Raw genomic sequence first — 20,656 nt, 5'->3', positions numbered from 1 at the left:
GCCTCGCTAGAGCTCGACAGCTGCTACGGGGGGGAAGGTAATTGAGTGAGGTTTCAGGTCCACCAGTAGCGTACGAGATGGAAGAAGATCGGCGCGGCAAAACACACCGAATCCAACCGGTCCAGCATTCCGCCGTGCCCTTCGATCATGTGCCCCCAATCCTTCACGCCCCGGTCGCGCTTGATTGCTGACATCACGATCCCGCCGGCAAACCCCAGCAGGTTGATCAACAGCGCAATCAGGAACGACTGCCAGGGATTGAACGGCGTGGTCCACCATAACGCCGCGCCGATCAGCGAGGACAACAGAATCCCGCCAACAAACCCTTCCACCGTCTTTGACGGCGACAGGTTGGGGGCGATTTTGTGTTTGCCGAACAGCTTGCCGCACACGTACTGCAATACGTCCGACAGTTGCACCACGATCACCAGGTAGGCGATCAGCAGCAGGTTGCGGCCTTCGTAGCCGACGATATCCAGGGTCAGCAGCGCCGGCACGAAAGACACGCAGAACACCGCGATCATCAGCCCCCATTGCACCTTCGACGCCCGCTCCAGGAAGTGCGTGCTGTCGCCGCCCAATGAAGCAAGGATCGGCAGCAGTAAAAACACGTACACCGGGATAAAGATCGAGAACAGTCCATACCAGTCGAAGTAGATCAGCAGGTATTGCAGCGGCAAGGCCAGGTAAAACGCTGCCACCAGTGCCGGGTAGTCGCTGCGCCGGGTGGGCGTGAGCGTGAGGAATTCGCGCAGGGCATAGAACGACACCGCGTAAAACAGCAGGATCACCGCGCCGGTGCCAAGCCAGAAGGCCACGCCGATTACCACCACCATCACCCACCACGCATTGATGCGGGCATTGAGGTTGTCGATCACCGCGTTGGGCGTGCCACGGGTGCGCAGTTTGAGGATCAGGCCGATCAGCGAGGCGAGCACCAGGATCGCGCCGATCCCGCCGAACAACATCAGGGTTTGGCTATCCATCTCAGGAGTGCTCCGGGGCGAGGGCGAGCAAGGCGTCGCGGGTGCGGGCGAGGAACAGCGCCTTGTCTTCGCCGTCCTCCAGTTGCAGCGGTGCGCCGAAGCTGGTGGTGCACAGCAATGGCAGCGGCAACACGCGGCCCTTGGGCATGACCCGGTTGAGGTTGGCGATCCACACCGGGATCAATTCGGCTTGTGGATAACTTTTTGCCAGGTGATACAGCCCGCTTTTGAAGGGCAGAAGGCCGTCTTCGAGGTTGCGCGTGCCCTCGGGGAAGATGATCAATGAGTCGCCATTCTCCAGGGCTTCGAGCATCGGCTGAAGCGGGTTATCCACAGGGTCCTTGCGCTCGCGGTCGATCAATACGCCATTGAATACCCGGTTGATGACGTAGCGGCGCAGGGCGCTGGTGTTCCAGTAGTCGCTGCCGGCCACCGGGCGGGTGAATTTACGCAGGTTCTGGGGCAACGACGCCCACAGCAGCACGAAATCCCCGTGGCTGCTGTGGTTGGCGTAATAGATGCGCTGCACCGGCACGGGTGCGCAGCCAAGCCACAGGCTGCGGGCGCCGGTGACGGTGCGGGCCATGGAGGTAATCAGGGTGGCGACCACGGGTTCGAACATGAGGATTCCTTATCCGGCGAAGGGCAGCCAGGGGCTGGCCAGGATGACGACCACGGTCAGCAGCACTTGCGCCGCCAGCAGATAGGCTTGCTTGCGCAACAGTTTCAGGGCGCCGCGACGGCGTTCGGCCCAGGGCCGGCCCGCGCGTTTGGCGGATTGCAGGCCGAGGGTGTGCATCGCCTGGTCAAAGTCGGGCGTGCGCTCGGTGTCGCGGGCCAGCAGGGCGAACAGGTCGGCGTCGAAGGCCACCCGCAGCGCCCAGTATTTTTGCAGCAGCCCGAGCACAATCATCCACAGGCTGAGGATCAGGCAGATTGGCGTGATGCTGGCCATCAGCAGTTGCGCGAGGCCGAACAGCACGCCGAGTAAAGTCAGGCCTGTGGATAACTGATCCAGCGAACGGCCCCGGCGCAGCAGGCTGGCGACCACCTGTAATTCCATATCAGCGGGCATGGGCTAAACCCTCCAAGGCTTCACGGTGAGCGGCGTGCAGGACTACACGTGGGCGTGCTGTACGAATGATAGCCACCGCATCGTCGATGTTGCCTGCGCGCCCGGTGTGCAGCAGCCATGCAGCCACGGCGGTCGCGCTGCGCGAGTAACCGAGGGCGCAGCACACCAGTAATGGGCCGGTTGAGCGCAGCCGTTCAATGGCTTGAGCGCCTTCCAGGCACTGCGCCGCAGTGGGCGCTGTGAGGTCGAGCACCGGCAGGCTGTAATAGGCACGGCCCTGTGGATTAATCGGCAATTCGGCGCACAGATCGACCACCGCCGTGAAAGAGCCTAGTTCGTTGGCTGTGGGAATTCGCCCCAGCCAAACGTTATCCACAATCTGATCGGGCTGTGGATGCTTACGTGTCCACAGGCGGGAATTGATCCAGGCGGCTACCAGGTAAGGCGCAAACAACCAGCGCGCTGCCGGAGTGAGTCGCCCATAAGTACGTTTCTGAAAGCCCGAAACGCCCAACACCCAGTAATTCGCCTTCATCAACCCGAGGGAGACCGCCGGCCATAGCAGCCATAACCAAGCGCCGCCGAGGGTCAGTGCCAGGATCAAACACGCTAACGACCCGAAGCCATACCGCAACCCAAGCCGCCAGCGCTGCCGGTCTCTGGTCAGGTGCGCGTTCAGCAGCGGGCTCGGATGCTCCAGCGGCCACAGCCACACGCACAGCCAGCCGGCGAGGGCGCCTGTGGGTAAGTCAATAAAGTGATGTTGATAAGTCGTCAGGACCGAAAGGCCGATCAACCCGAACCAGCCGTGCACCACCCAGCGCCACACGCCTTGGCTATGCCGCTGGTACATTATCCACAGCACCACCAGCAGGGCGATGTGCAGCGAGGGTGCCTGATTGAATGGCTTGTCGAACCCGGCGAGCACCGCAAACAACCAGCCGAACACGCCATCCAGCTCCGGCCGTTCGAAGGTGAAGCGCAACGGCCAGATCAGGAAACACGTGACAGCGATCACCTGGGCCGTCAGCAGGCGCAAGGCGTGTTGTTTCAACTCGTGGCGCGTACTGGGCAGCAGCAGCGAGAAACCGTAGAGCAAGTCGATCGACCAGTAGGGCACGATGGTCCAGGCCCAGAATGGGATATGGGTTTCCCAGCCGAACACCATGGTGCCCACATCACTGCGCTGGCTGGTGACCCACGTGGCAAAGCCGTAGGTGCTGAAAAACAGCGGCGCCAACAGCAGCAGCCACAGCACCGCCGGTTTTAACAGGCCCGGTTCACGCATGGGTCAGACCCTTTGTGCCAGGGACACGCTGAAAATCCCCCACTCATCCACACGCTGGGTAATCTTGCGGAAACCGGCGGCCTCCACCAGTTGGTCCATTTCCGCCTGGCTGCGCCGGCGCATCACCCAGGCCTGGCCCTGACGGTGGCTGGTGAGTGCGCGGGCGATCAGTTCCAGTTGCGGGTGCCACGGTTGGCCGGTGTACACCAGGTAGCCACCGGGCTCTACGGCTTCGGCCAAACCGGCGAGCGAACCGCCGACCATCGCGTTATCCGCGAACAGTTCGTACAAGCCGGAGACCACCGCCAATGTCGGCTTGGGCTCCAGCGCTGCCAGGTCTGCCCGGTCAAACGCATCGCCTTTGACGAACTGGGCGATGTCTCCCAGACCTTTTTCACGAATCAGCGCGCCACCGTCGCGCACGTTGATGTCGCTGTAGTCGCGCAGCAGGATCGATTCCGGCAACGGCGAAACGCCCTGCAAGGCTTCCAGAATGTACCGACCATGGCCGGCGGCGATGTCGACGATGCGTACTTCCCGCTGCTCGTCCCGCAGTTTGGCCATCGCCAGGCGCAACAACTCTTCCACGTTCAACTTGCGCTGACGAATGCCGCGCCAGCCGATGGAGTTCAGGTAGTTTGTGTCGATCATCCGCCCCAGCGCGCTTTTGCCGGTGGGTGTGTTGCGGTACACGTAGTCCAGGGTGCTGCCGGAGTCGAAACCGGTGTCGAAACCGAGCTTCACGCCATCCGACAGTTTGCTGCCCAGGCCCATGCTGGCGCGGGTCATGCGCCAGTAGAGGTCGCGCAGGGAGTTGCGTGGCAACGGCGCGGCGAGGGATTCGGATTCGGCGCAGGTCAGGCCGATCTTGTCCGCATCCAGCAAGGTGGCGCGGTCCAGCGGGTGTTCGAAGTTTTGCAGGATAAAACGTCGGGCACTGTTCAAGGCCACGGCGCGGTCCCGTTCACCAAGGGTGTCGTGGAAAAAGCCGGGGAGGATGTGCAGTTCTTTCTTCAAGCTGCCGAGGCGGTCGAAAAACTGCTGCTGGGGTTTGCGGTGCACCACAAAGTCCGAGCCGGAGATCAGCAGTTGGGTCGGCACCTGAATCGCCTGGGCATCGGCTACCACCCGGTCGGCGGCTTCGTACAGGCCCAGCAGCACATTCACCGAGATGGCCTTGGTGATCAATGGATCGCTGTCGTAGGACGCCACGCGCTCCGGGTCATGGCTCAGGAACTTGGCCTTGACGTAGCTGTTGACGAAAAAGTTGCCGCGAAACTTGCGCATCAACCCCAGGCCCGGCCGGGCGAAGGGCACGTAGAGCTTGACCTTGAACGCGGGGGAGGCGAGTACCAGCGAGCGAATCTTCGGCGCGTAGTCGTGCACCCAGGTCGCCGCGATCACCGCGCCCACGCTTTGGGCGATCACCGCGAGGTTCTCTTCCTCGATGCTGTAAGTGGCGCCGATATGGTCAACGAAGGTCTGCACGTCCCGGGCACTGGTGGCGAAGCTGGGGCTGTCACCCCGTGCGCCGGGGGACTGGCCATGGCCGCGGGCGTCCCAGGCGAAGAAGTCGAATTCCGGCAGGTTCAGCTCGTCCACCAGGTGGGCGATGCGCCCGGAATGTTCGTGGCCGCGATGGAACAGCACGATCGCCTTGCGCGGCGCAAAGCCTGCGGGTGCGGTGGCGGGCCAATGACGGTAGAAAAGGTCCACCCCGTCATGGGTGCTGAAGGTGTGCTCTTGCTGTTCACGCATCGCAAAATCCTTATGCAGAAGGGGAGGTTTGTTCTTCTTTGAGGCCTTGGCGCACGCGGTTGACCAGGGTGTAGGCCAGCAAGGCCGCGACCAGCCACATCACCGCCTCGACCCAAGCTGCACCCGGCCAGCCCAGCGCCACGCCGGTGGCCAGCACACCGAGCACAAACGCCCGGTCACTCTTGCCCATGGGCCCGTCATAGCGCCGTGAAGCCCCGACCATCGGCCCAAGCACGCCGGCGTATTCGCTGAACACCGCCAGCAGCGTCACCAGCAACACCGGCGCCAGGCTGACCTCGGGCAGCAGCGCAAACGGCAGGATCAGCGCGCTGTCGGCGATCACGTCACACAGTTCATTGAGGTAGGCGCCGAGCCGCGACTGCTGGCCGAACTCCCGGGCGAGCATGCCGTCGATGGCGTTGAGGGCCATGCGCAGGATCATCCACAGCGGGATCAGCGCAAACAGCCACACATGATGGGCGAAGCCGGCAATCAGCAATCCCACCAGCAGCGAAACCACCCCGGCCAGCACGGTAATCTGGTTGGCGGTAGTGCCGTTGTCGTACAGGCGCTGCACTAAAGGCCGCAGCAGGTTCTGAAAACGCGGTTTAAGCTGATAGATCGAAATCATGGGAGTGACGCTTCCTTGTCCGTAAGCCCGCGAAAAACTGTGGGGAGTGTGCCGATTTATCACACCGGACACTAGTGATGGCTCGTGTTTCTGGGGCTTTCATTACTATCACGGTGAAACCAAACAAAAATTTCACGCCCGGTGTTATAGGGTAACTAATTGTTTCTGGGTGGGCGTTTGGGGATGCGAGTGGATCTAGACGCTGATGACGTGGCCATTGAAGGGCTGCCGCGTTTTCAGCAAGGGTTGTTTCATGCCCGCCGGTTAAGGCAGGCCGGCATCGGCCTGACGGTGCTCGCGGTTAGCGGGTGGATGCTGGCGCTGTTTGTGGCACTGTTCGCCCCGCTGTCGATCTGGCCGGTGGTGCTGATCAACTGTGCCTCGGCGTTGCTGGTGCTGGTGGCCGGTGTGCAATCGGCATGGTGGGTCGCGGATTGGCGAGCCATGGCGCTGGAGGCGCCGGCGGCACTGCTGATCGAGGCGCCGCTGGCGGAAGAAAATCCTGGTTGGCTCAACCGCCTGTTCGGCCGCGTCGGTAGCGGCTTGCTGGTGCAGATTGGCGCGCCGGTGTTTTGGCTGTGTGGCTGGTCGTTGCTGGCGCTGTTCAGCGTGCTGGAGTTCTGGAGCCTGGCCTTGCCTGCTGCCGCAGTGGGCCAGGCTGCCAGTGTGGGCGCGGCTATCGCATTGGCACTGGCGTTTGGCTTGCTGGTGTTTGAACGGCGCATGGCCCAGGAAAGCACCGCCCAATGGCCGGAAGCCGCGCAACTGGCGCAACTGAGCCGGGTGGCGATTATCTGCCTGGTGATCAGTGCGATTTGCCTGCTGTTTGCCGGTGAAGAAACCGTGTGGCCATTGCGCCTGGCCGTGTTGATCGGCTTGTTGCCGGCCCTGGTGGCGCTGGAGTTTCTGTTACGAGGCGTGCTGTCGCTGTTCAGCCCGCGCCAGGAACGCCTTGAACCACGGCTGATGGCGCAAAGTTTTATCGCCGGGATGCTGCGCTGGCCGCCGCAACCGTTGCTCGCCTTGCAGCACGAACTGCACAACCGTTTCGGCATCGACCTGCGGCAAATCTGGGCCTTTACCTACATGCGCCGGGCCTTCCTGCCGGTGTTGGTGGTGGTGCTGGCGGTCGGTTGGTTGCTGACCGGCGTGCATGAAGTCGCCCTGCAAAGCCGTGGGATTTATGAACGTTTTGGCAAACCGGTAGAAGTCTTCGGGCCTGGCCTGCATGCCGGTTTGCCTTGGCCGCTGGGCCGCGTGTTGAACGTGGAAAACGGCGTGGTTCATGAGCTGGCCACCAGTGTTGGCGAAGCGGCTACCACCGATGTCGCCTCCGCTGAAGGCCCGGCGCCGTTGATCGCCAACCGCCTGTGGGACGCCACCCATGTGAATGACAAAGCCCAGGTGATCGCCAGCAGCAGCGGCGACAAGCAGAGCTTCCAGATCGTCAATATGGATGTGCGCTTCGTGTACCGCATCGGCCTGACTGATCAGGCGGCACTGGCCGCCACCTATAACAGCGCGGATGTGCCCACGCTGATCCGCAGTACCGCCAGCCGCATCCTGGTTCACGAGTTTGCCTCGCGAACCCTCGACGAATTGCTCGGCGAACAACGCAACAGCCTCGCGGATGAAATTGGCCGGGCAGTACAAGCGGACCTGAAGAAACTCAACAGCGGCGTGGAAATTCTCGCCACGGTGGTGGAAGCCATTCATCCGCCTTCCGGTGCAGCGAATGCCTACCACGCGGTGCAAGCCGCGCAGATCGGGGCCCAGGCGCTGATCTCGCGGGAGCGCGGCGCCGCCAGCGAGCAGACCAACCAGGCGTTGCTGCAAGCCAGCACCGCCCGCGACCAGGCCCAGGCCACGGCCCGTGAGGTCAGTGCTGGCGCCCAGGCGGCAGACCTGCGTTTCAGCGCCGAACAAAAGGCCTATCAGCAAGCTGGCCAGGCCTTTGTGCTGGAGCAGTACCTGAGCCAACTGAGCCAGGGCCTGGCCCACGCCAAATTACTCATTCTTGATCATCGCCTGGGCGCCAGTGGCGCACCGACCATCGATCTGCGTTCCTTTACCTTACCGGCCGACCCTGCGGTGCCGCGTAAAGCCGTTCAATAAGGAGTTCATCTGTTGAGCGCTCATTCTCACGATCACGCAGGCCATGGTCACCACCACGGCCATCATCATCACCATCACGGCGATGAACAGCAAGCCGGCCCGTTCCCTTGGCGGCGCATGGGCTGGGCGGTGTTGCTGGTGCTGTTCGCCATCGCCGCTGCCAGCCTGGTGCAGGTGCGTTCCGGTGAAGCCACGGTGATTACCCGCTTCGGCAACCCGTCGCGGGTACTGCTGGAGCCGGGCCTCGGCTGGCGCTGGCCGGCGCCGTTCGAAGCGGCGATTCCGGTAGACCTGCGCCTGCGCACCACCTCCAGCGGTTTGCAGGATGTTGGCACCCGCGATGGCCTGCGGATCATCGTGCAGGCCTACGTGGCCTGGCAGGTGCAGGGCGATGCCGACAATGTGCAGCGCTTTATGCGCGCGGTGCAGAACCAGCCGGATGAAGCGGCGCGGCAGATTCGCACCTTTGTGGGCTCGGCGCTGGAAACCACCGCTGCCAGTTTCGACTTGGCCAACCTGGTGAACACCGATGCCAGCCAGGTGCGGATCGCTGATTTTGAAGCGCAACTGCGCCAGCAGATCGATCAACAATTGCTCACCACCTATGGTGTGCGTGTGGTGCAGGTCGGCGTTGAACGGCTGACCTTGCCCTCGGTGACCCTGGCCGCCACGGTCGACCGCATGCGTGCCGAGCGCGAAACCATCGCCACCGAACGCACCGCCGTGGGCAAGCGTGAAGCGGCGCAGATTCGTTCGGCTGCCGAGCGTGATGCGCGAATCGTCCAGGCCGACGCCACCGTGAAAGCCGCCGATATCGAAGCGCAATCCCGGGTCGAAGCCGCGCAGATTTATGGCCGTGCCTACGCCGGCAATCCGCAGCTGTATAACCTGCTGCGCTCTCTCGACACCCTCGGCACGGTGGTCACGCCGGGCACCAAAATCATCCTGCGCACCGACGCGGCGCCATTTCGCGCATTGGTGGATGGGCCCAAGGATGTCCAGCCATGAGTGAGCGGGAAAGCCTCGACAGCCCGTGGATCCAGGCTGGACGGCTGACGTTCCTGGCGCTGTATGCGGTGACGGTATTGGCCGCGCTGGCGTGGGCGTTTTCCAACGTGCGCCAGATCGACCCGCAGAACCGCGCCGTGGTGTTGCACTTCGGCGCGCTGGACCGGATTCAGAATGCCGGGCTGCTGTTGGCCTGGCCAAGGCCGTTCGAGCAAGTCGTGCTGTTGCCCGCCGCAGACCGGGTGATCGAACGCCGGGTAGAAAACCTGCTGCGTTCCGATGCCGCCACTCAAGCCGACCGCGTGGCCAGTTTTGCCACGCCACTCAGCGATGCCCTGGCCGGCTCCGGCTACCTGCTGACCGGCGATGCCGGCGTGGTGCAACTGGATGTGCGGGTGTTTTATAAGGTCACCGAGCCTTACGCCTTTGTATTGCAGGGTGACCATGTGCTGCCGGCCCTGGATCGGCTGGTCACCCGCAGCGCCGTGGCCCTGACCGCCGCGCGGGATTTGGACACCATTCTGGTGGCGCGCCCCGAGCTGATCGGCGCCGACAACCAGGCCGCCGAACGCCGCGAACGGCTGCGCGGGGATCTGGTGCGCGGCATCAACCAACGCTTGGCCGACCTGGCGTCCACCGGCCTTGGGCTGGGCATCGAAGCCACCCGTGTCGACGTGCAATCGAGCCTGCCGGGCCCGGCGGTCAACGCGTTCAACGCGGTACTGACCGCCAGCCAGCAAGCCGACAAGGCGGTGGCCAACGCCCGCACAGACGCTGAAAAACTCACCCAGACCGCCAATCAGGACGCCGACCGCGCCATACAAGTGGCCCACGCCCAGGCCAGCGAGCGCCTGGCCAACGCCCAAGCGCAAACTGCCACCGTCGCCAGCCTGGCCCAAGTCAAAGACCCCGGCCTGCTGCTGCGCCTGTACCGCGAGCGCCTGCCGAAGATTCTCGGCCAGGCCGGCTCCGTGACTACGGTCGACCCTAAAGACGATTCCCACCTGATCATTCAGGGAGCCGAACAATGACCGCCCCCGCCGCCCCGATGCTTTCATCGGCCGAACAACGCAGCGCCGCCCGGCAACTGACCCTGGCGATGCTCGCCTTGGGCCTGCTCTGCCTCGGGCTGGTATGGCGCTGGCTGGCACCGGACCAGACCGGCGTGAGCCAACTGCTGCTGGGCGTGGCCTCGTTGCTGGTGGCCGTGCCCGTGATGCGCTCGGCCTGGTACAGCCTGCGTTACCCGAGCCTGCATGGCATCACCGACCAACTGATCGCGCTGGCGATGCTGGGCGCCTGGGCCACCGGCGACCTGCTGACCGCCGCGCTGCTGCCGATCATCATGATCTTCGGCCATGTGCTGGAAGAGCGCAGCGTCATCGGTTCCCAGGAAGCGATTCACGCCCTGGGCAAACTGACCCGTAGCCACGCGCGTTTGGTGCAGGCCGACGGCACCATTCTGGAAGTCGACAATGGCATTCTGAAGACCGGCGATATCGTCGAAGTGCGCGCCGGTGACCGGGTGCCGGCCGACGGCGTGGTGCTGTCGGGCCAGGCCAGCCTCGACACCGCGCCGATCACCGGCGAATCGGTGCCGCTGGAGGCGAGTGTTGGCGTGCAGGTGTTTGGTGGCGCGATCAACCTCGACGGTCTGCTGCGCCTTGAAGTGACCCGCACCGGCAATGAATCGACCCTGGGCAAAGTCATCGCCCTGATGCAGAGCGCTGAACGCTCCAAGCCGCCGATCACTCGGCTGCTGGAACGTTACGCCGGCAGTTACATGGTGCTGGTGTTATTGCTGGCGGCGGTGACCTGGTTTGTCACCAATGACGCCCAGGCGATGCTCGCCGTGCTGGTGGCGGCCTGCCCGTGTGCGCTGGTGTTGTCGGCACCCGCCACGGCGATTGCGGGCATTGCGGTGGCCGCGCGTCACGGCATTTTGATTCGCAGCTCTGCGTTTCTCGAAGAGTTGGCAGACCTGACCTCACTGGTGGTCGACAAGACCGGCACCCTCACGTTTGGCACCCTGCGCTTGCAGTCCATCGAAACCACTGAGCCGGATCGGCAAGTGCTGCTCAACCTCGCAGCCAGCCTTGGCTCGGCCAGCAGCCACCCGGTCAGCCGGGCGTTGGCGGGGCTGGCGACTCAGGAACAAATGTTGGTGTTGTCGGATATTCGCGAGCGTCAGGGGCTCGGTGTGGTGGCGCAGACGGGGCAGGGCGAAGCCGCTCTTGGCCGACCGGAATTGTTTGAGCAACTGGGCATCGCGACCACGGCGGTCCCCAACCACGACGGCCCGATTGCCGGTCTGGCGCTGAACGGGCAATTCCTCGCCTGGCTGTTGCTGGCAGACAGCGTTAAGCCGGAAGCCCGCCAGGCGATGAAGGAGCTGCGTGAATTGGGCCTGGGTCGCCAACTGCTGCTGACCGGCGACCGACAAAGCGTGGCCGACAGCCTGGCGCTGGAAGTGGGCATCACTGACGTTGAAGCCCAGGCCTTGCCCGAAGACAAACTCAACCGCGTGCTGGGGGAAATCGGCAGCGGTTTCCGGCCGATGGTGGTGGGTGACGGGATCAACGATTCCCTGGCGCTCAAGGCCGGCGTGGTCGGTGTGGCGATGGGCGCGGGCGGGGCGGATATAGCCCTGGCGTCGGCGGACGTGGTGCTGATCGGCAGCGACCTGCGGCGCCTGGGCACCTGCGTGCGCTTGAGTCGCCAGTGCCGACACACGTTGCAGGTCAATGTGATTATCGGTTTGGGCTGGACGCTGGCCATCGTGGTGTTCGCCGCATTCGGCTGGCTGGGCGCGGCGGGGGCAATGATTGCGGCGGTGTTGCACAACCTCAGTACGCTGTTGGTGCTGGGTAATGCGGGGCGCTTGTTGCGGTTTCAGGAGCCCCTGTTGAAACTGGACGAATAAATTTCAAATTATTTTCAGTCTCGCTGTAACGCCATGAGGGCACCTCACTCTAGTGCTATGTCGAGACTGAACAATCCGTTCAGACCGGCTCCACTACCGATCATGAGGAATACACAATGAACATCAAATCCGCTGCTGCTGGTGCCGCCCTCGCTATCGCTGCTGCTGGCATGTTTGCCGGTGTTGCCACCCAGGTGCAGGCAGCAGACGCCCAGGTCCATTGCTATGGCGTCAACGCTTGCAAAGGCCAGAACGACTGCAAGACCAAAGACCACGCGTGCAAAGGCATGGGTTCTTGCAAAGGCCAGGGCTTCCTGTCGATGAGCAAATCGATGTGCGACGAGAAAGGCGGCAAAGTCGGCGAGTAACCGACCACCGAGTGCTACCGCAGCGGGCCCCCCGCCGCTGCGGACACTTTCCCCAGGAGTGTTTTTATGTCCGCCTCCCTTCCGAGCCTGGGTTACGGCCTGGGTCTACGCAGCGAGTACTACCAGCAGATCCTTGAACAATCGCCGGCCGTGGATTGGTTCGAAGTGATCTCCGAGAATTATCTGGTCCAGGGCGGCAAGGCCTTGTACTACCTGGATGCGATAGCCGAGCGTTATCCCCTGGTGATGCATGGTGTGTCCCTTTCAATCGGTGGGCCGCATGCCCTCGATGTCGACTACCTGAAACAACTCAAGCAGCTCTCCGAGCGCATCCGGCCGGCGTGGGTTTCCGATCACCTGTGCTGGAGCCGCGGCAACGCGCACCAGCTGCATGACCTGTTGCCACTGCCCTATACCGAAGAAAGCCTGTACCACGTCGCCGCTCGCGTACGGCAAGTGCAGGACGTGTTGCAGCGTCCCTTCGTGCTGGAAAATGTCTCCAGCTATGTGCGCTCCAAGGCTGACGAATTCACCGAGTGGGAGTTTCTCAACGCCCTGACGCATCTCACCGGCTGCCAACTGTTGCTGGACGTGAACAACGTATACGTCAGCTCGCGAAATCATGGGTTCGATGCTTGGGAATTTATCCGCAACCTGCCGCCCGAAAGCATCCGCCAACTGCACCTGGCCGGGCACATGGATTACGGCGATTACGTGATCGACACCCATGACCACCCGGTATGCGATCCGGTGTGGGCGCTGTATCAGCAGACCCTGGAGCACCTTGGGCCGGTCTCGACCTTGCTGGAGCGTGATGACCATTTCCCGCCGTTCCAGGAACTGCTCGACGAACTGAGCAAGGCCCGCGAGCTGGGCGCGAGCGCATTGGACAGGAGAGCGTTATGCGCCTGATCGATTGGCAACTGGCGTTTGAACAGCATTTGCTGGCCGAGGCTTCCACTGCCGAGAACGCCTTCAGCGCCACCTTGATCGGCGGCCCGACCCTGGACGTTGAGACAGGCCTGGCGATTTACCACAACGCCTATCACGCACGGTTGCAGGAAGTGCTGCGCGATGACTTCAGCGCCGTCTGGTATTGGCTGGGGGATGATGAGTTTGCGCAGTTGGGTGCGGCCTATATCCGCCTTTACCCCTCGGCCCATTACAGCCTGCGCTGGTTCGGCGAGCGTTTTCCCGGGTTTATCGTCGAGCATTACGCCGAGCAAGGTATGGCCCTGGCCGAGCTGGCGCGGCTCGAATGGGCATTCACCCTGGCCTTTGATGCGCCGCAGGGCGAGCCGTTGAGCCTGCAAGACATGGCAACCCTGCCGCCAGAAGACTGGCCCGAGCTGCAAGTGCAGTTGGCGCCCTCGGTGCAGCAGGTGCTGTGTGATTTCAACAGCCTGGGCATCTGGCGTGCGAGCAAGGGCGAGTGGGACTTTCCTGGCAGCGAGGCCTTGCCGCTGGCGCAGGTGTGCCTGGTCTGGCGGCAGCACAACGTGTGCCAATACCGCAGCCTGGAACCGGCTGAAGCGGGCGCGCTCAAGGGCATGGTCGCCAGCGGCTGGAATTTTTCCGAACTGTGCGCCGAGCTCGCAGTCACTTACCAGGAGGGCGCGCCATTGCAAGCGGTTACCTGGCTGAAACAGTGGATCCAGGACGGTTTGCTCCAGCGGCGGGCACCATAGAAAAGGGCTATTGATTCGATAGCCTGCTAATTTTTCCGTGGATGGTCTACCCTCATTTCAGACGTCTGAAACAAGGGGGGACTACTCATGCTCGCGCAACTTCCACCGGCCTTACAGAATCTCAAGCTACCGCTGCGTCTTCGACTCTGGGACGGCCATGAATTTAACCTGGGCCCGGATCCCAGTGTCACCATTGTGGTCAAGGACCCCATGATGGTTTCCAAACTCAGCCATCCGACGCTCGATTCGTTGGGCGAAGCCTTCGTCGAGGGCAAACTGGAGCTGGAAGGCTCCATTTCCGAAGTGATCAGGGTCGTTGACGAGTTGAGTCACGCCTTGGTAGATGACGACGGCGACACTCCTCCGGTGCGCTCGATCCACGACAAGGCCACTGACGCCGCCGCTATTTCCTACCATTACGACCTGTCCAACGAGTTTTACCAGCTGTGGCTGGACCGTGACATGGCCTATTCCTGCGGGTACTTCGAGACCGGCAGCGAATCCCTCGACCAAGCCCAACAAGACAAATTCCGCCACCTGTGCCGCAAGTTGCGGCTGCAGCCGGGGGAGTATCTGCTCGACGTGGGCTGCGGGTGGGGCGGGCTGGCGCGGTATGCGGCGCGGGAATTCGGGGTCAAGGTGTTTGGCATCACCCTGAGTAAGGAACAGCTCGAACTGGCTCAGGAGCGGGTAAAAGCCGAAGGCCTGGAGGACCAGGTTGAGCTGAGGCTGCTCGACTACCGTGACTTGCCCCAGGATGGCCGGTTCGACAAGGTGGTGAGCGTGGGCATGTTTGAACACGTCGGCCATGCCAATTTGGCGCAGTACTGCAAGCTTCTGTACGGGGCGGTGCGTGAAGGCGGTCTGGTGATGAACCATGGCATTACCGCCAAACATACCGATGGCCGGCCGGTGGGCCGTGGTGCCGGGGACTTTATCGAGCGCTATGTGTTTCCCAATGGCGAGCTGCCGCACCTGGCAATGATGACCGCCGAGATCAGCGAAGTCGGGTTGGAGGTGGTCGACGTCGAAAGCCTGCGCCTGCATTACGCGCGCACGCTGGACCACTGGAGTGAGCGCCTCGAAGACAACCTGGAAGCGGCGGGCAAGATGGTGCCGGAACAGGCTCTGCGCATCTGGCGGCTGTACCTGGCTGGCTGTGCGTATGCGTTTGCCCGGGGCTGGATCAACCTGCATCAGATTCTGGCGGTGAAACCGCATGCCGATGGGAGCCATGAGCTGCCGTGGACGCGGGATGACCTGTACCAGTAAACCCCGGTACCTGTAGGAGCGAGCTTGCTCGCGAAACACTTGAGGACGCCGCGTTTATCCAGAATGAACGCGTCATCGTTAACGTTCTTCGCGAGCAAGCTTGCTCCTACAGGATCGGAGAAATCAGACGCGCGACCCGCATGCCCAGTTGTTGCAGGCGGTGGGTCTGGCGGTTTTCTTCCTGGCTGATTTCATGGGCCTGGGCGAAGTCTTCCAAGAGCATCTGCTCCACCTGGCTGGCAAACGTGTCATCCACCGTCAGCAACATCACTTCGAAGTTCAGCCGGAATGAGCGGTTATCCAGGTTCGCACTGCCGATGGCGCTGATTTCACTGTCTACCAACACCACTTTCTGATGCAGGAACCCCGGCGTGTAGCGGAACACCCGTACCCCGGCACGCACGGCTTCGATCGCATACAGGCTGGAGGCGGCATAGACGATGCGGTGATCCGGCCGCGATGGCAGCAGCAGGCGCACGTCGACGCCGCGCAGCACCGCCAGCCTCAGTGCGGCAAACACCGCTTCGTCCGGAATGAAATACGGGCTGGTGATCCACACCCGCTCGGTCGCCGCGTGAATCGCTTCGACGAAAAACAGCGAGCAGGTTTCATAGGGGTCTGCCGGGCCGCTGGCCAGTAATTGGCAGAGCACGCCGTCATCCGGGTAGGTATCCGGCAGCAGGAGCGGCGGCAGCTCCCGCGCTGCCCAGAACCAGTCCTCGGCGAACGATTCCTGCAAGCACGCCACCACCGGGCCGCTGACCTGCACATGGGTATCGCGCCACGGCGCCAGGGGCGGTTTCTTGCCCAGGTATTCGTCACCGACGTTATGCCCGCCGACAAACCCGGTAATGCCATCGACCACCACGATCTTGCGGTGGTTGCGGAAGTTGACCTGGAAGCGGTTTAGCCAGCCGCTGCGCGTGGCGAATGCCTTGACCTGCACCCCGGCGTCCCGCAGCGACTGCACATAACGATGGGGCAGGGCATGGCTGCCAATACGGTCATACAGGACGAAAATCAACACGCCTTCGGCGGCTTTTTCCTTGAGCAGGGCGTGCAGTTGGCGGCCGAGTTCGTCGTCATGAATGATGAAGAACTGGAACAGTACGGCCGTCTTCGCCGAACGAATCGCCTCGAAAATCGCACTGAACGTGGCCTCGCCATTGATCAACAGGCGCACCTGATTGTTCGCCAGGCACGGCATGCGCCCCAGCTTGGGCATGGCGCGCAGCGAGGCGTAGGCCTGGGAGTTGCGCGCGGCCAGCGCCTCTTCGACCCACGGGCGCCAGTTAAGCTCGGTGATTGCCTTGTGCATTTCCTGGTTGGCCTGGCGCCGTGCCTGAATATAGGCGTCGAAAGTACTGCGCCCAAAGATCAGGTAGGGAATCAGCGTCAGGTAAGGGATAAACATCAACGACAAGGCCCAGGCAATCGAGCCTTGGGCGGTCCTGACGGTCAGCACCGCGTGGATGGCCGCGAGGGTGCCCAGAAAATGCAGAGTGGCAATGAAATAGGCGAGCAGGTGCGGGCCAAAGAAATCCATGGACAACGGTACTCCTGACAAACGAGTGCCTAACAGACCATGTTCGGCCACGAATGTCGCTATTTTATTTGCTGTGCAACACTGGCGCTTTTGCGGCGTCTAACGCCGACAATTGCCCAGGAGTTACCCGATGAATGCTCGTCTGCTTGGTTTGGCCATGGTTATTGGTTTATCGCTGCCTGTGGCGGCGCAAGCGCAGATGTTGGCGCCGGGTTTGTGGGAACTGACCACCAGCAACATGAAGGTCGATAACCAGGACCTGCCGGATTTGTCGCTGATCCTTGGTCAGCTCAAGCAACAGATGACTCCGGAACAACGCGCCATGCTTGAGAAGCAAGGCATCACCATGGCCGGTAAAGGCGTGCAGGTATGCCTGACACAAGCCCAGGTGGCGTCCGATTCCATCCCGCTGACCGACCCGCAATCTGGCTGCAAGCAGGAAGTGACCGACAAGACCGGCAACCAGTGGAAATTCCGTTTCAGTTGCCCGAAAGCCCAGGGCACCGGCGTAGCGACATTCCAGAGCCAGCAGGAATTCACCACCACGGTGAACGGCACCTTCAACGCCACCGGCGTTCAGCAAAAGGGCAGCCTGGACACCCACGCGCAGTGGTTGGGCAGCAACTGCGGCACGGTCAAACCCCGCGCTTAACTGGGAGCGCCCCGATAAAAAATGTAGGAGCTGGCTTGCCTGCGATTGCGGTGTGCCAGTCAACCTGATTGGCACTGATAAACCGCTATCGCAGGCAAGCCAGCTCCCACATTTGATTGGATTGTCAGTTCCTGATTCTCTTCAGCGCTGAAAATGCAGCGGCAAACCCTGGCAACTGTCGTGTACGCGCCCGTCGTGCCAGGCCAGGTGGCCGGAGACCAGCGTGGTGCTGACGCTGTGCCGGAAGCTGCGCCCGGCAAAAGGTGTCCAGCCGCAACGGGCCAGGACCGGCTGGCTGCTGACGGGCTTGCCGTGGGGTTCGGGTTTGATCAACACCAGGTCGGCCCAATAGCCTTCGCGCAGGTAGCCACGGTCGGGGATGGCAAACAGGTCCGCGACGCGATGGCTGGTTTTCGCCACCAGTGTGGCCAGCGGCAGCAAGCCGTCGGCGACCAGTTCCAGCAGCGCCGGCAAAGCGTGTTGTACCAGCGGCAAGCCTGACGGCGCTTCGCGATACGGCAGCTGTTTTTGCGCCCAAGTGTGCGGCGCATGGTCACTGCCGATCACATCCAGACGATCACTCAACAATGCCTGGCGCAAGGCGTTGCGGTCGGCGCGTGTCTTGATCGCGGGGTTGCATTTGATCTGGTGGCCGAGGCGCGCGTAGTCGCGGTCATCGAACAACAGATGGTGCAAACAGACTTCCGCCGTAATGCGCTTTTCCGCCAGGGGTTTGTCTTCGAACAGTACCAACTCGCGTGCGCTGGTGATGTGCAACACATGCAGGCGTGTGCCGTGCCGCTTGGCCAGATCCACCGCTAAGGAGGACGAGCGATAGCAGGCCTCGGCATCGCGAATCAGCGGGTGAGCCACGGCAGGAATGTGCTCGCCAAAGCGCTCGCGCATCCGTTGTTCGCTGGCGTGAATACTCGGCGTGTGCTCGCAGTGGGCCAGCAGAATCGTCGGCACGTCGGCGAACAGGCGCTCCAGAATCTTCGGATCATCCACCAGCATATTGCCGGTGGAGGCGCCCATGAACACTTTGACGCCGGCGACTTCGCGCGGGTCCAGCGCCGCTACGGTGTCGAGGTTGTCGTTACTTACCCCGAAGTGGAATCCATAGTTGGCCACCGAATGCAGCGCGGCGCGGCGCTTCTTGTCGGCCAGCGCGTCCAGGTTCAAGGTCGCCGGGCTGGTGTTGGGCATGTCCATGAAACTGGTAATGCCACCGGCCACCGCCGCACGGGACTCGCTGTAGAAACTGCCTTTGTCCGGCGCACCGGGCTCACGGAAATGCACCTGGTCGTCGATCATCCCCGGCAACAGCCACTGGCCCTGTGCGTCGATTTCTACCGGGGCATTGGCGTTGTCGATGCTGCTGGCGATTTTCTCGATGCGGCCATTGGCGACCAGCAGGTCAGCCTCCAATTCCTGGCCTTCGTTCACCAGGCGGGCGTTGCGGATCAGCAGGCGGCTCATGGTCAGAACTCGTTTTGCAGGGCTTTGTAACCGCGCACCAGGTCGACGTTGGTGCGCGCCACGTCTTCGGAAAATTCCGAGGCGCTGACGCTCACCGGCGGGAACTGGGACAGGTCGGTGTTAGGGCCGATGCGGGTGGTGGAGGGCACGTAGAACGCGGCGGGCAAATCGCGGCCGTCGACGACCGAGTTGTGCCGCACCACGCAGCCGTCGCCGACGACGCAGTTGAACAGCACGCTGTTGAATCCGATGAAAACCCGGTCACCCACGGTACACGGGCCGTGGACGATGGAGCGGTGGGCGATGGAGGTGAACTCGCCAACGGTCACGGCGGCGCCGGACTTGGAGTGGATCACCACGCCGTCCTGGATATTCGAATTGGCGCCAATAATGATTGGGTCCATCTCGCCATTGGCGTTGACTTCATCGGCGCGGATCACTGCGTACGGTCCGACAAATACGTTTTCGCCGATGATGACCTTGCCGCAGATGATTGCGGTTTTGTCGACGTAGGCCGATTCGGCAATCACGGGCAGATCACCGGAAGGGTTTTTGCGGATCATGGGTCTGGTTCCTTGAGAGGCGCGGTGATGATGTTTACGTAGCGGCCGTCGATGGCGTTGTAGAAACAGGTGGGCCGGCCGGTGTGGCAGGCCGGGCCTTGTTGGTCGACGATCAGCAATACAGCGTCGCCGTCGCAGTCCAGGCGCGCTTCCACCAACTGCTGCCAATGGCCGGAGGTCTCGCCTTTGCGCCACAGTTGCCGGCGCGAACGGGACCAGTAGCAGACCTGCCCGGTGGCCAACGTTTCGTCGAGGGCCTGGCGGTTCATCCAGGCCAGCATCAACACCTCGCCGCTACCGTGTTGCTGGGCGATGGCGGCAATCAGGCCATCGCTGTTCCACGCCAGGGCGTCGAGCACGCTACCGAGTGGAAAACGGCTGCCGATGGCAGCCCCCTCCAGGTCGAGCATGCTCAGGGTCATGGCTTGCTCAGGGCCGCGCACAGGGTATTGAGGTTGTATTCGAACAGGCCGGTAAAGGTGCTGGCCGGGCCTTCGGCTGCCAGCGCGTCGGAGTACAGGGTGCCGCCGATTTGCGCGCCACTTTCGTCAGCGATCTGCTGGAGCAGGCGTGAGTCCTTGATGTTTTCCATGAACACGGCCTTGACCTTGTCCTTGCGGATCTGGGTGATCAGCGTGGCAACTTCGGCAGCCGACGGTTCACGTTCGGTGGACAGACCTTGGGGCGACAGGAACTCGATACCGTAGGCCTGGCCCAGGTAACCGAAGGCGTCATGGGAAGTCACGATGCGGCGATTGCCCGGCGGCAGTGCGCCGAACTTGGCCTTGGCTTCAGCCAGCAGGCGGTAGATTTCTTTGAGGTACACCTGGCTGTTGTGCTCGTAGTCCGCCTTGTTGGCCGGGTCGGCGGCGATCAGCGCCTTGGTGATGTTGTTCACGTAGATAACGGTGTTGGCCAGGTTGTGCCAGGCGTGCGGGTCGGGAATGGTCTCGCCGTCTTCTTCCATGGTGTGGGACAGCACGCCTTTACTGGCGGTGACCACGGTGGCCTTGGTCTCGGTGCTGGTGACCAGGCGATCCAGCCACGGCTCAAGACCCAGGCCGTTCTTGATGATCACCCGGGCCTTGAGCAAGGCCTTGGCGTCGTCCGGGGTCGGTTCATAAGTGTGGGCATCGGCGTCGGGGCCGACCATATTGCTGATCTGGATATGATCGCCACCGACCTGATGGGTCATGTCGTCAAGAATACTGAAGCTGGTAACCACCTGAAGTTTGTCGGCAGCCTGGGCCGTCGCGAACGACAACGGCAGCAACACACTGAACAGCACGAGTAGAGCGCGCATC

Annotated in this window: 20 protein-coding genes; 9 read left to right on the top strand and 11 right to left on the bottom strand. The window is 62.4% G+C overall.

Annotated elements, in window-relative coordinates; translation table 11 throughout:
- Positions 1 to 53: 53 nt before the first annotated feature.
- The 6 genes from ACZRN6_RS15735 to ACZRN6_RS15710 are packed head-to-tail and all read right to left on the bottom strand — an operon-like array spanning position 54 to position 5,738.
- Complete coding sequence (locus tag ACZRN6_RS15735; protein WP_063033761.1) at positions 54 to 986, bottom strand: phosphatidate cytidylyltransferase; 933 nt, start codon at positions 984 to 986, stop codon at positions 54 to 56.
- A gap of 1 nt (position 987) precedes the next feature.
- Positions 988 to 1,608: a lysophospholipid acyltransferase family protein gene (locus ACZRN6_RS15730; protein WP_464008371.1), complete on the bottom strand. Its 621-nt coding sequence runs from the start codon at positions 1,606 to 1,608 to the stop codon at positions 988 to 990.
- Positions 1,609 to 1,617: 9 nt separating this feature from the next.
- Entirely contained in the window at positions 1,618 to 2,061 is a 444-nt protein-coding gene (locus ACZRN6_RS15725; RefSeq protein WP_322148488.1) for a hypothetical protein, read from the bottom strand.
- The gene (locus ACZRN6_RS15720) at positions 2,051 to 3,349 is read right to left on the bottom strand and encodes a phosphatase PAP2/dual specificity phosphatase family protein (RefSeq protein ID WP_464008370.1); all 1,299 of its coding nucleotides are present in this window, start codon (positions 3,347 to 3,349) and stop codon (positions 2,051 to 2,053) included. The genes ACZRN6_RS15725 and ACZRN6_RS15720 overlap by 11 nt, the downstream gene beginning before the upstream one ends.
- A 3-nt stretch (positions 3,350 to 3,352) precedes the next feature.
- Positions 3,353 to 5,107 carry a bifunctional alpha/beta hydrolase/class I SAM-dependent methyltransferase gene (locus ACZRN6_RS15715; protein ID WP_464008369.1) on the bottom strand — a complete coding sequence of 585 codons (1,755 nt, stop codon included), beginning with the start codon at positions 5,105 to 5,107 and terminating at the stop codon, positions 3,353 to 3,355.
- A 10-nt stretch (positions 5,108 to 5,117) separates the two neighbouring features.
- Positions 5,118 to 5,738, bottom strand: a complete 621-nt coding sequence (locus ACZRN6_RS15710) for a CDP-alcohol phosphatidyltransferase family protein (RefSeq protein WP_464008368.1) — start codon at positions 5,736 to 5,738, stop codon at positions 5,118 to 5,120.
- 183 nt (positions 5,739 to 5,921) lie between these two features.
- On the opposite strand from ACZRN6_RS15710, the gene hflK (ACZRN6_RS15705) reads away from it, so the two are divergent.
- From hflK (ACZRN6_RS15705) to cfaB, 8 genes are all read left to right on the top strand, one after another.
- Positions 5,922 to 7,853 carry a protease modulator HflK gene (hflK, locus tag ACZRN6_RS15705; RefSeq protein WP_464008367.1) on the top strand — a complete coding sequence of 644 codons (1,932 nt, stop codon included), beginning with the start codon at positions 5,922 to 5,924 and terminating at the stop codon, positions 7,851 to 7,853.
- 9 nt (positions 7,854 to 7,862) lie between these two features.
- Entirely contained in the window at positions 7,863 to 8,861 is a 999-nt protein-coding gene (hflC, locus tag ACZRN6_RS15700) for a protease modulator HflC (protein WP_322148777.1), read from the top strand.
- Positions 8,858 to 9,892, top strand: a complete 1,035-nt coding sequence (gene hflK, locus ACZRN6_RS15695) for a protease modulator HflK (RefSeq protein ID WP_464008366.1) — start codon at positions 8,858 to 8,860, stop codon at positions 9,890 to 9,892. The genes hflC and hflK (ACZRN6_RS15695) overlap by 4 nt, the downstream gene beginning before the upstream one ends.
- A complete protein-coding gene (locus ACZRN6_RS15690) occupies positions 9,889 to 11,784 on the top strand; it encodes a cation-translocating P-type ATPase (RefSeq protein ID WP_464008365.1) in 1,896 nt (631 codons plus the stop codon). Before hflK (ACZRN6_RS15695) ends, ACZRN6_RS15690 begins: the two co-directional genes overlap by 4 nt.
- A gap of 116 nt (positions 11,785 to 11,900) precedes the next feature.
- On the top strand, positions 11,901 to 12,152 hold the full coding sequence (gene bufA2, locus ACZRN6_RS15685) for a BufA2 family periplasmic bufferin-type metallophore (protein ID WP_201125750.1): 252 nt from the start codon (positions 11,901 to 11,903) through the stop codon (positions 12,150 to 12,152).
- A gap of 66 nt (positions 12,153 to 12,218) precedes the next feature.
- Complete coding sequence (gene bufB, locus ACZRN6_RS15680; RefSeq protein WP_464008364.1) at positions 12,219 to 13,064, top strand: MNIO family bufferin maturase; 846 nt, start codon at positions 12,219 to 12,221, stop codon at positions 13,062 to 13,064.
- Positions 13,055 to 13,840, top strand: coding sequence for an HvfC/BufC family peptide modification chaperone (locus ACZRN6_RS15675; protein ID WP_464008363.1), 786 nt, complete (start codon positions 13,055 to 13,057; stop codon positions 13,838 to 13,840). Before bufB ends, ACZRN6_RS15675 begins: the two co-directional genes overlap by 10 nt.
- 87 nt (positions 13,841 to 13,927) lie before the next feature.
- On the top strand, positions 13,928 to 15,112 hold the full coding sequence (gene cfaB / locus ACZRN6_RS15670) for a C17 cyclopropane fatty acid synthase CfaB (RefSeq protein WP_464008362.1): 1,185 nt from the start codon (positions 13,928 to 13,930) through the stop codon (positions 15,110 to 15,112).
- Positions 15,113 to 15,218: 106 nt separating this feature from the next.
- Here cfaB and cls read toward each other — a convergent pair whose 3' ends face one another.
- Entirely contained in the window at positions 15,219 to 16,658 is a 1,440-nt protein-coding gene (gene cls / locus ACZRN6_RS15665; protein ID WP_322148475.1) for a cardiolipin synthase, read from the bottom strand.
- Between the two features lie 130 nt (positions 16,659 to 16,788).
- Between cls and ACZRN6_RS15660 the strand changes: the two genes are divergently transcribed.
- On the top strand, positions 16,789 to 17,310 hold the full coding sequence (locus tag ACZRN6_RS15660; protein WP_322148473.1) for a DUF3617 domain-containing protein: 522 nt from the start codon (positions 16,789 to 16,791) through the stop codon (positions 17,308 to 17,310).
- Positions 17,311 to 17,451: 141 nt separating this feature from the next.
- On the opposite strand, the gene ACZRN6_RS15655 is transcribed toward ACZRN6_RS15660, so the two are convergent.
- Genes ACZRN6_RS15655 through ACZRN6_RS15640 form a run of 4 tightly spaced genes read right to left on the bottom strand, consistent with a single transcriptional unit; the run spans position 17,452 to position 20,655 of the window.
- The gene (locus ACZRN6_RS15655; RefSeq protein ID WP_464008361.1) at positions 17,452 to 18,789 is read right to left on the bottom strand and encodes a dihydroorotase; all 1,338 of its coding nucleotides are present in this window, start codon (positions 18,787 to 18,789) and stop codon (positions 17,452 to 17,454) included.
- 2 nt (positions 18,790 to 18,791) lie between these two features.
- Positions 18,792 to 19,352: a gamma carbonic anhydrase family protein gene (locus ACZRN6_RS15650; RefSeq protein WP_322148471.1), complete on the bottom strand. Its 561-nt coding sequence runs from the start codon at positions 19,350 to 19,352 to the stop codon at positions 18,792 to 18,794.
- Positions 19,349 to 19,774 (bottom strand): phosphoribosyl-AMP cyclohydrolase, encoded by a 426-nt coding sequence (gene hisI / locus ACZRN6_RS15645; RefSeq protein ID WP_322148470.1) that lies wholly within the window; start codon positions 19,772 to 19,774, stop codon positions 19,349 to 19,351. The genes ACZRN6_RS15650 and hisI overlap by 4 nt, the downstream gene beginning before the upstream one ends.
- On the bottom strand, positions 19,771 to 20,655 hold the full coding sequence (locus ACZRN6_RS15640; RefSeq protein ID WP_464008360.1) for a metal ABC transporter substrate-binding protein: 885 nt from the start codon (positions 20,653 to 20,655) through the stop codon (positions 19,771 to 19,773). Before ACZRN6_RS15640 ends, hisI begins: the two co-directional genes overlap by 4 nt.
- Position 20,656: the final 1 nt, after the last annotated feature.

The sequence above is a fragment of the Pseudomonas sp. A125 genome, assembly GCF_055409485.1.
This window is presented reverse-complemented; position numbering and strand designations above follow the sequence as displayed.

What these genes read in the sequence shown, in the direction of transcription:
- ACZRN6_RS15715 (WP_464008369.1), bottom strand. Translation starts at nt 5,107, where the DNA reads ATGCGTGAACAGCAAGAGCACACCTTCAGCACCCATGACGGGGTGGAC.
- bufB (WP_464008364.1), top strand. Translation starts at nt 12,219, where the DNA reads ATGTCCGCCTCCCTTCCGAGCCTGGGTTACGGCCTGGGTCTACGCAGC.
- ACZRN6_RS15655 (WP_464008361.1), bottom strand. Translation starts at nt 18,789, where the DNA reads ATGAGCCGCCTGCTGATCCGCAACGCCCGCCTGGTGAACGAAGGCCAG.
- hisI (WP_322148470.1), bottom strand. Translation starts at nt 19,774, where the DNA reads ATGACCCTGAGCATGCTCGACCTGGAGGGGGCTGCCATCGGCAGCCGT.
- ACZRN6_RS15735 (WP_063033761.1), bottom strand. Translation starts at nt 986, where the DNA reads ATGGATAGCCAAACCCTGATGTTGTTCGGCGGGATCGGCGCGATCCTG.
- hflK (WP_464008366.1), top strand. Translation starts at nt 8,858, where the DNA reads ATGAGTGAGCGGGAAAGCCTCGACAGCCCGTGGATCCAGGCTGGACGG.
- ACZRN6_RS15690 (WP_464008365.1), top strand. Translation starts at nt 9,889, where the DNA reads ATGACCGCCCCCGCCGCCCCGATGCTTTCATCGGCCGAACAACGCAGC.
- cfaB (WP_464008362.1), top strand. Translation starts at nt 13,928, where the DNA reads ATGCTCGCGCAACTTCCACCGGCCTTACAGAATCTCAAGCTACCGCTG.
- ACZRN6_RS15710 (WP_464008368.1), bottom strand. Translation starts at nt 5,738, where the DNA reads ATGATTTCGATCTATCAGCTTAAACCGCGTTTTCAGAACCTGCTGCGG.
- ACZRN6_RS15675 (WP_464008363.1), top strand. Translation starts at nt 13,055, where the DNA reads ATGCGCCTGATCGATTGGCAACTGGCGTTTGAACAGCATTTGCTGGCC.
- ACZRN6_RS15725 (WP_322148488.1), bottom strand. Translation starts at nt 2,061, where the DNA reads ATGCCCGCTGATATGGAATTACAGGTGGTCGCCAGCCTGCTGCGCCGG.
- ACZRN6_RS15660 (WP_322148473.1), top strand. Translation starts at nt 16,789, where the DNA reads ATGAATGCTCGTCTGCTTGGTTTGGCCATGGTTATTGGTTTATCGCTG.
- hflK (WP_464008367.1), top strand. Translation starts at nt 5,922, where the DNA reads ATGCGAGTGGATCTAGACGCTGATGACGTGGCCATTGAAGGGCTGCCG.
- ACZRN6_RS15730 (WP_464008371.1), bottom strand. Translation starts at nt 1,608, where the DNA reads ATGTTCGAACCCGTGGTCGCCACCCTGATTACCTCCATGGCCCGCACC.
- ACZRN6_RS15720 (WP_464008370.1), bottom strand. Translation starts at nt 3,349, where the DNA reads ATGCGTGAACCGGGCCTGTTAAAACCGGCGGTGCTGTGGCTGCTGCTG.
- ACZRN6_RS15650 (WP_322148471.1), bottom strand. Translation starts at nt 19,352, where the DNA reads ATGATCCGCAAAAACCCTTCCGGTGATCTGCCCGTGATTGCCGAATCG.
- cls (WP_322148475.1), bottom strand. Translation starts at nt 16,658, where the DNA reads ATGGATTTCTTTGGCCCGCACCTGCTCGCCTATTTCATTGCCACTCTG.
- bufA2 (WP_201125750.1), top strand. Translation starts at nt 11,901, where the DNA reads ATGAACATCAAATCCGCTGCTGCTGGTGCCGCCCTCGCTATCGCTGCT.
- ACZRN6_RS15640 (WP_464008360.1), bottom strand. Translation starts at nt 20,655, where the DNA reads ATGCGCGCTCTACTCGTGCTGTTCAGTGTGTTGCTGCCGTTGTCGTTC.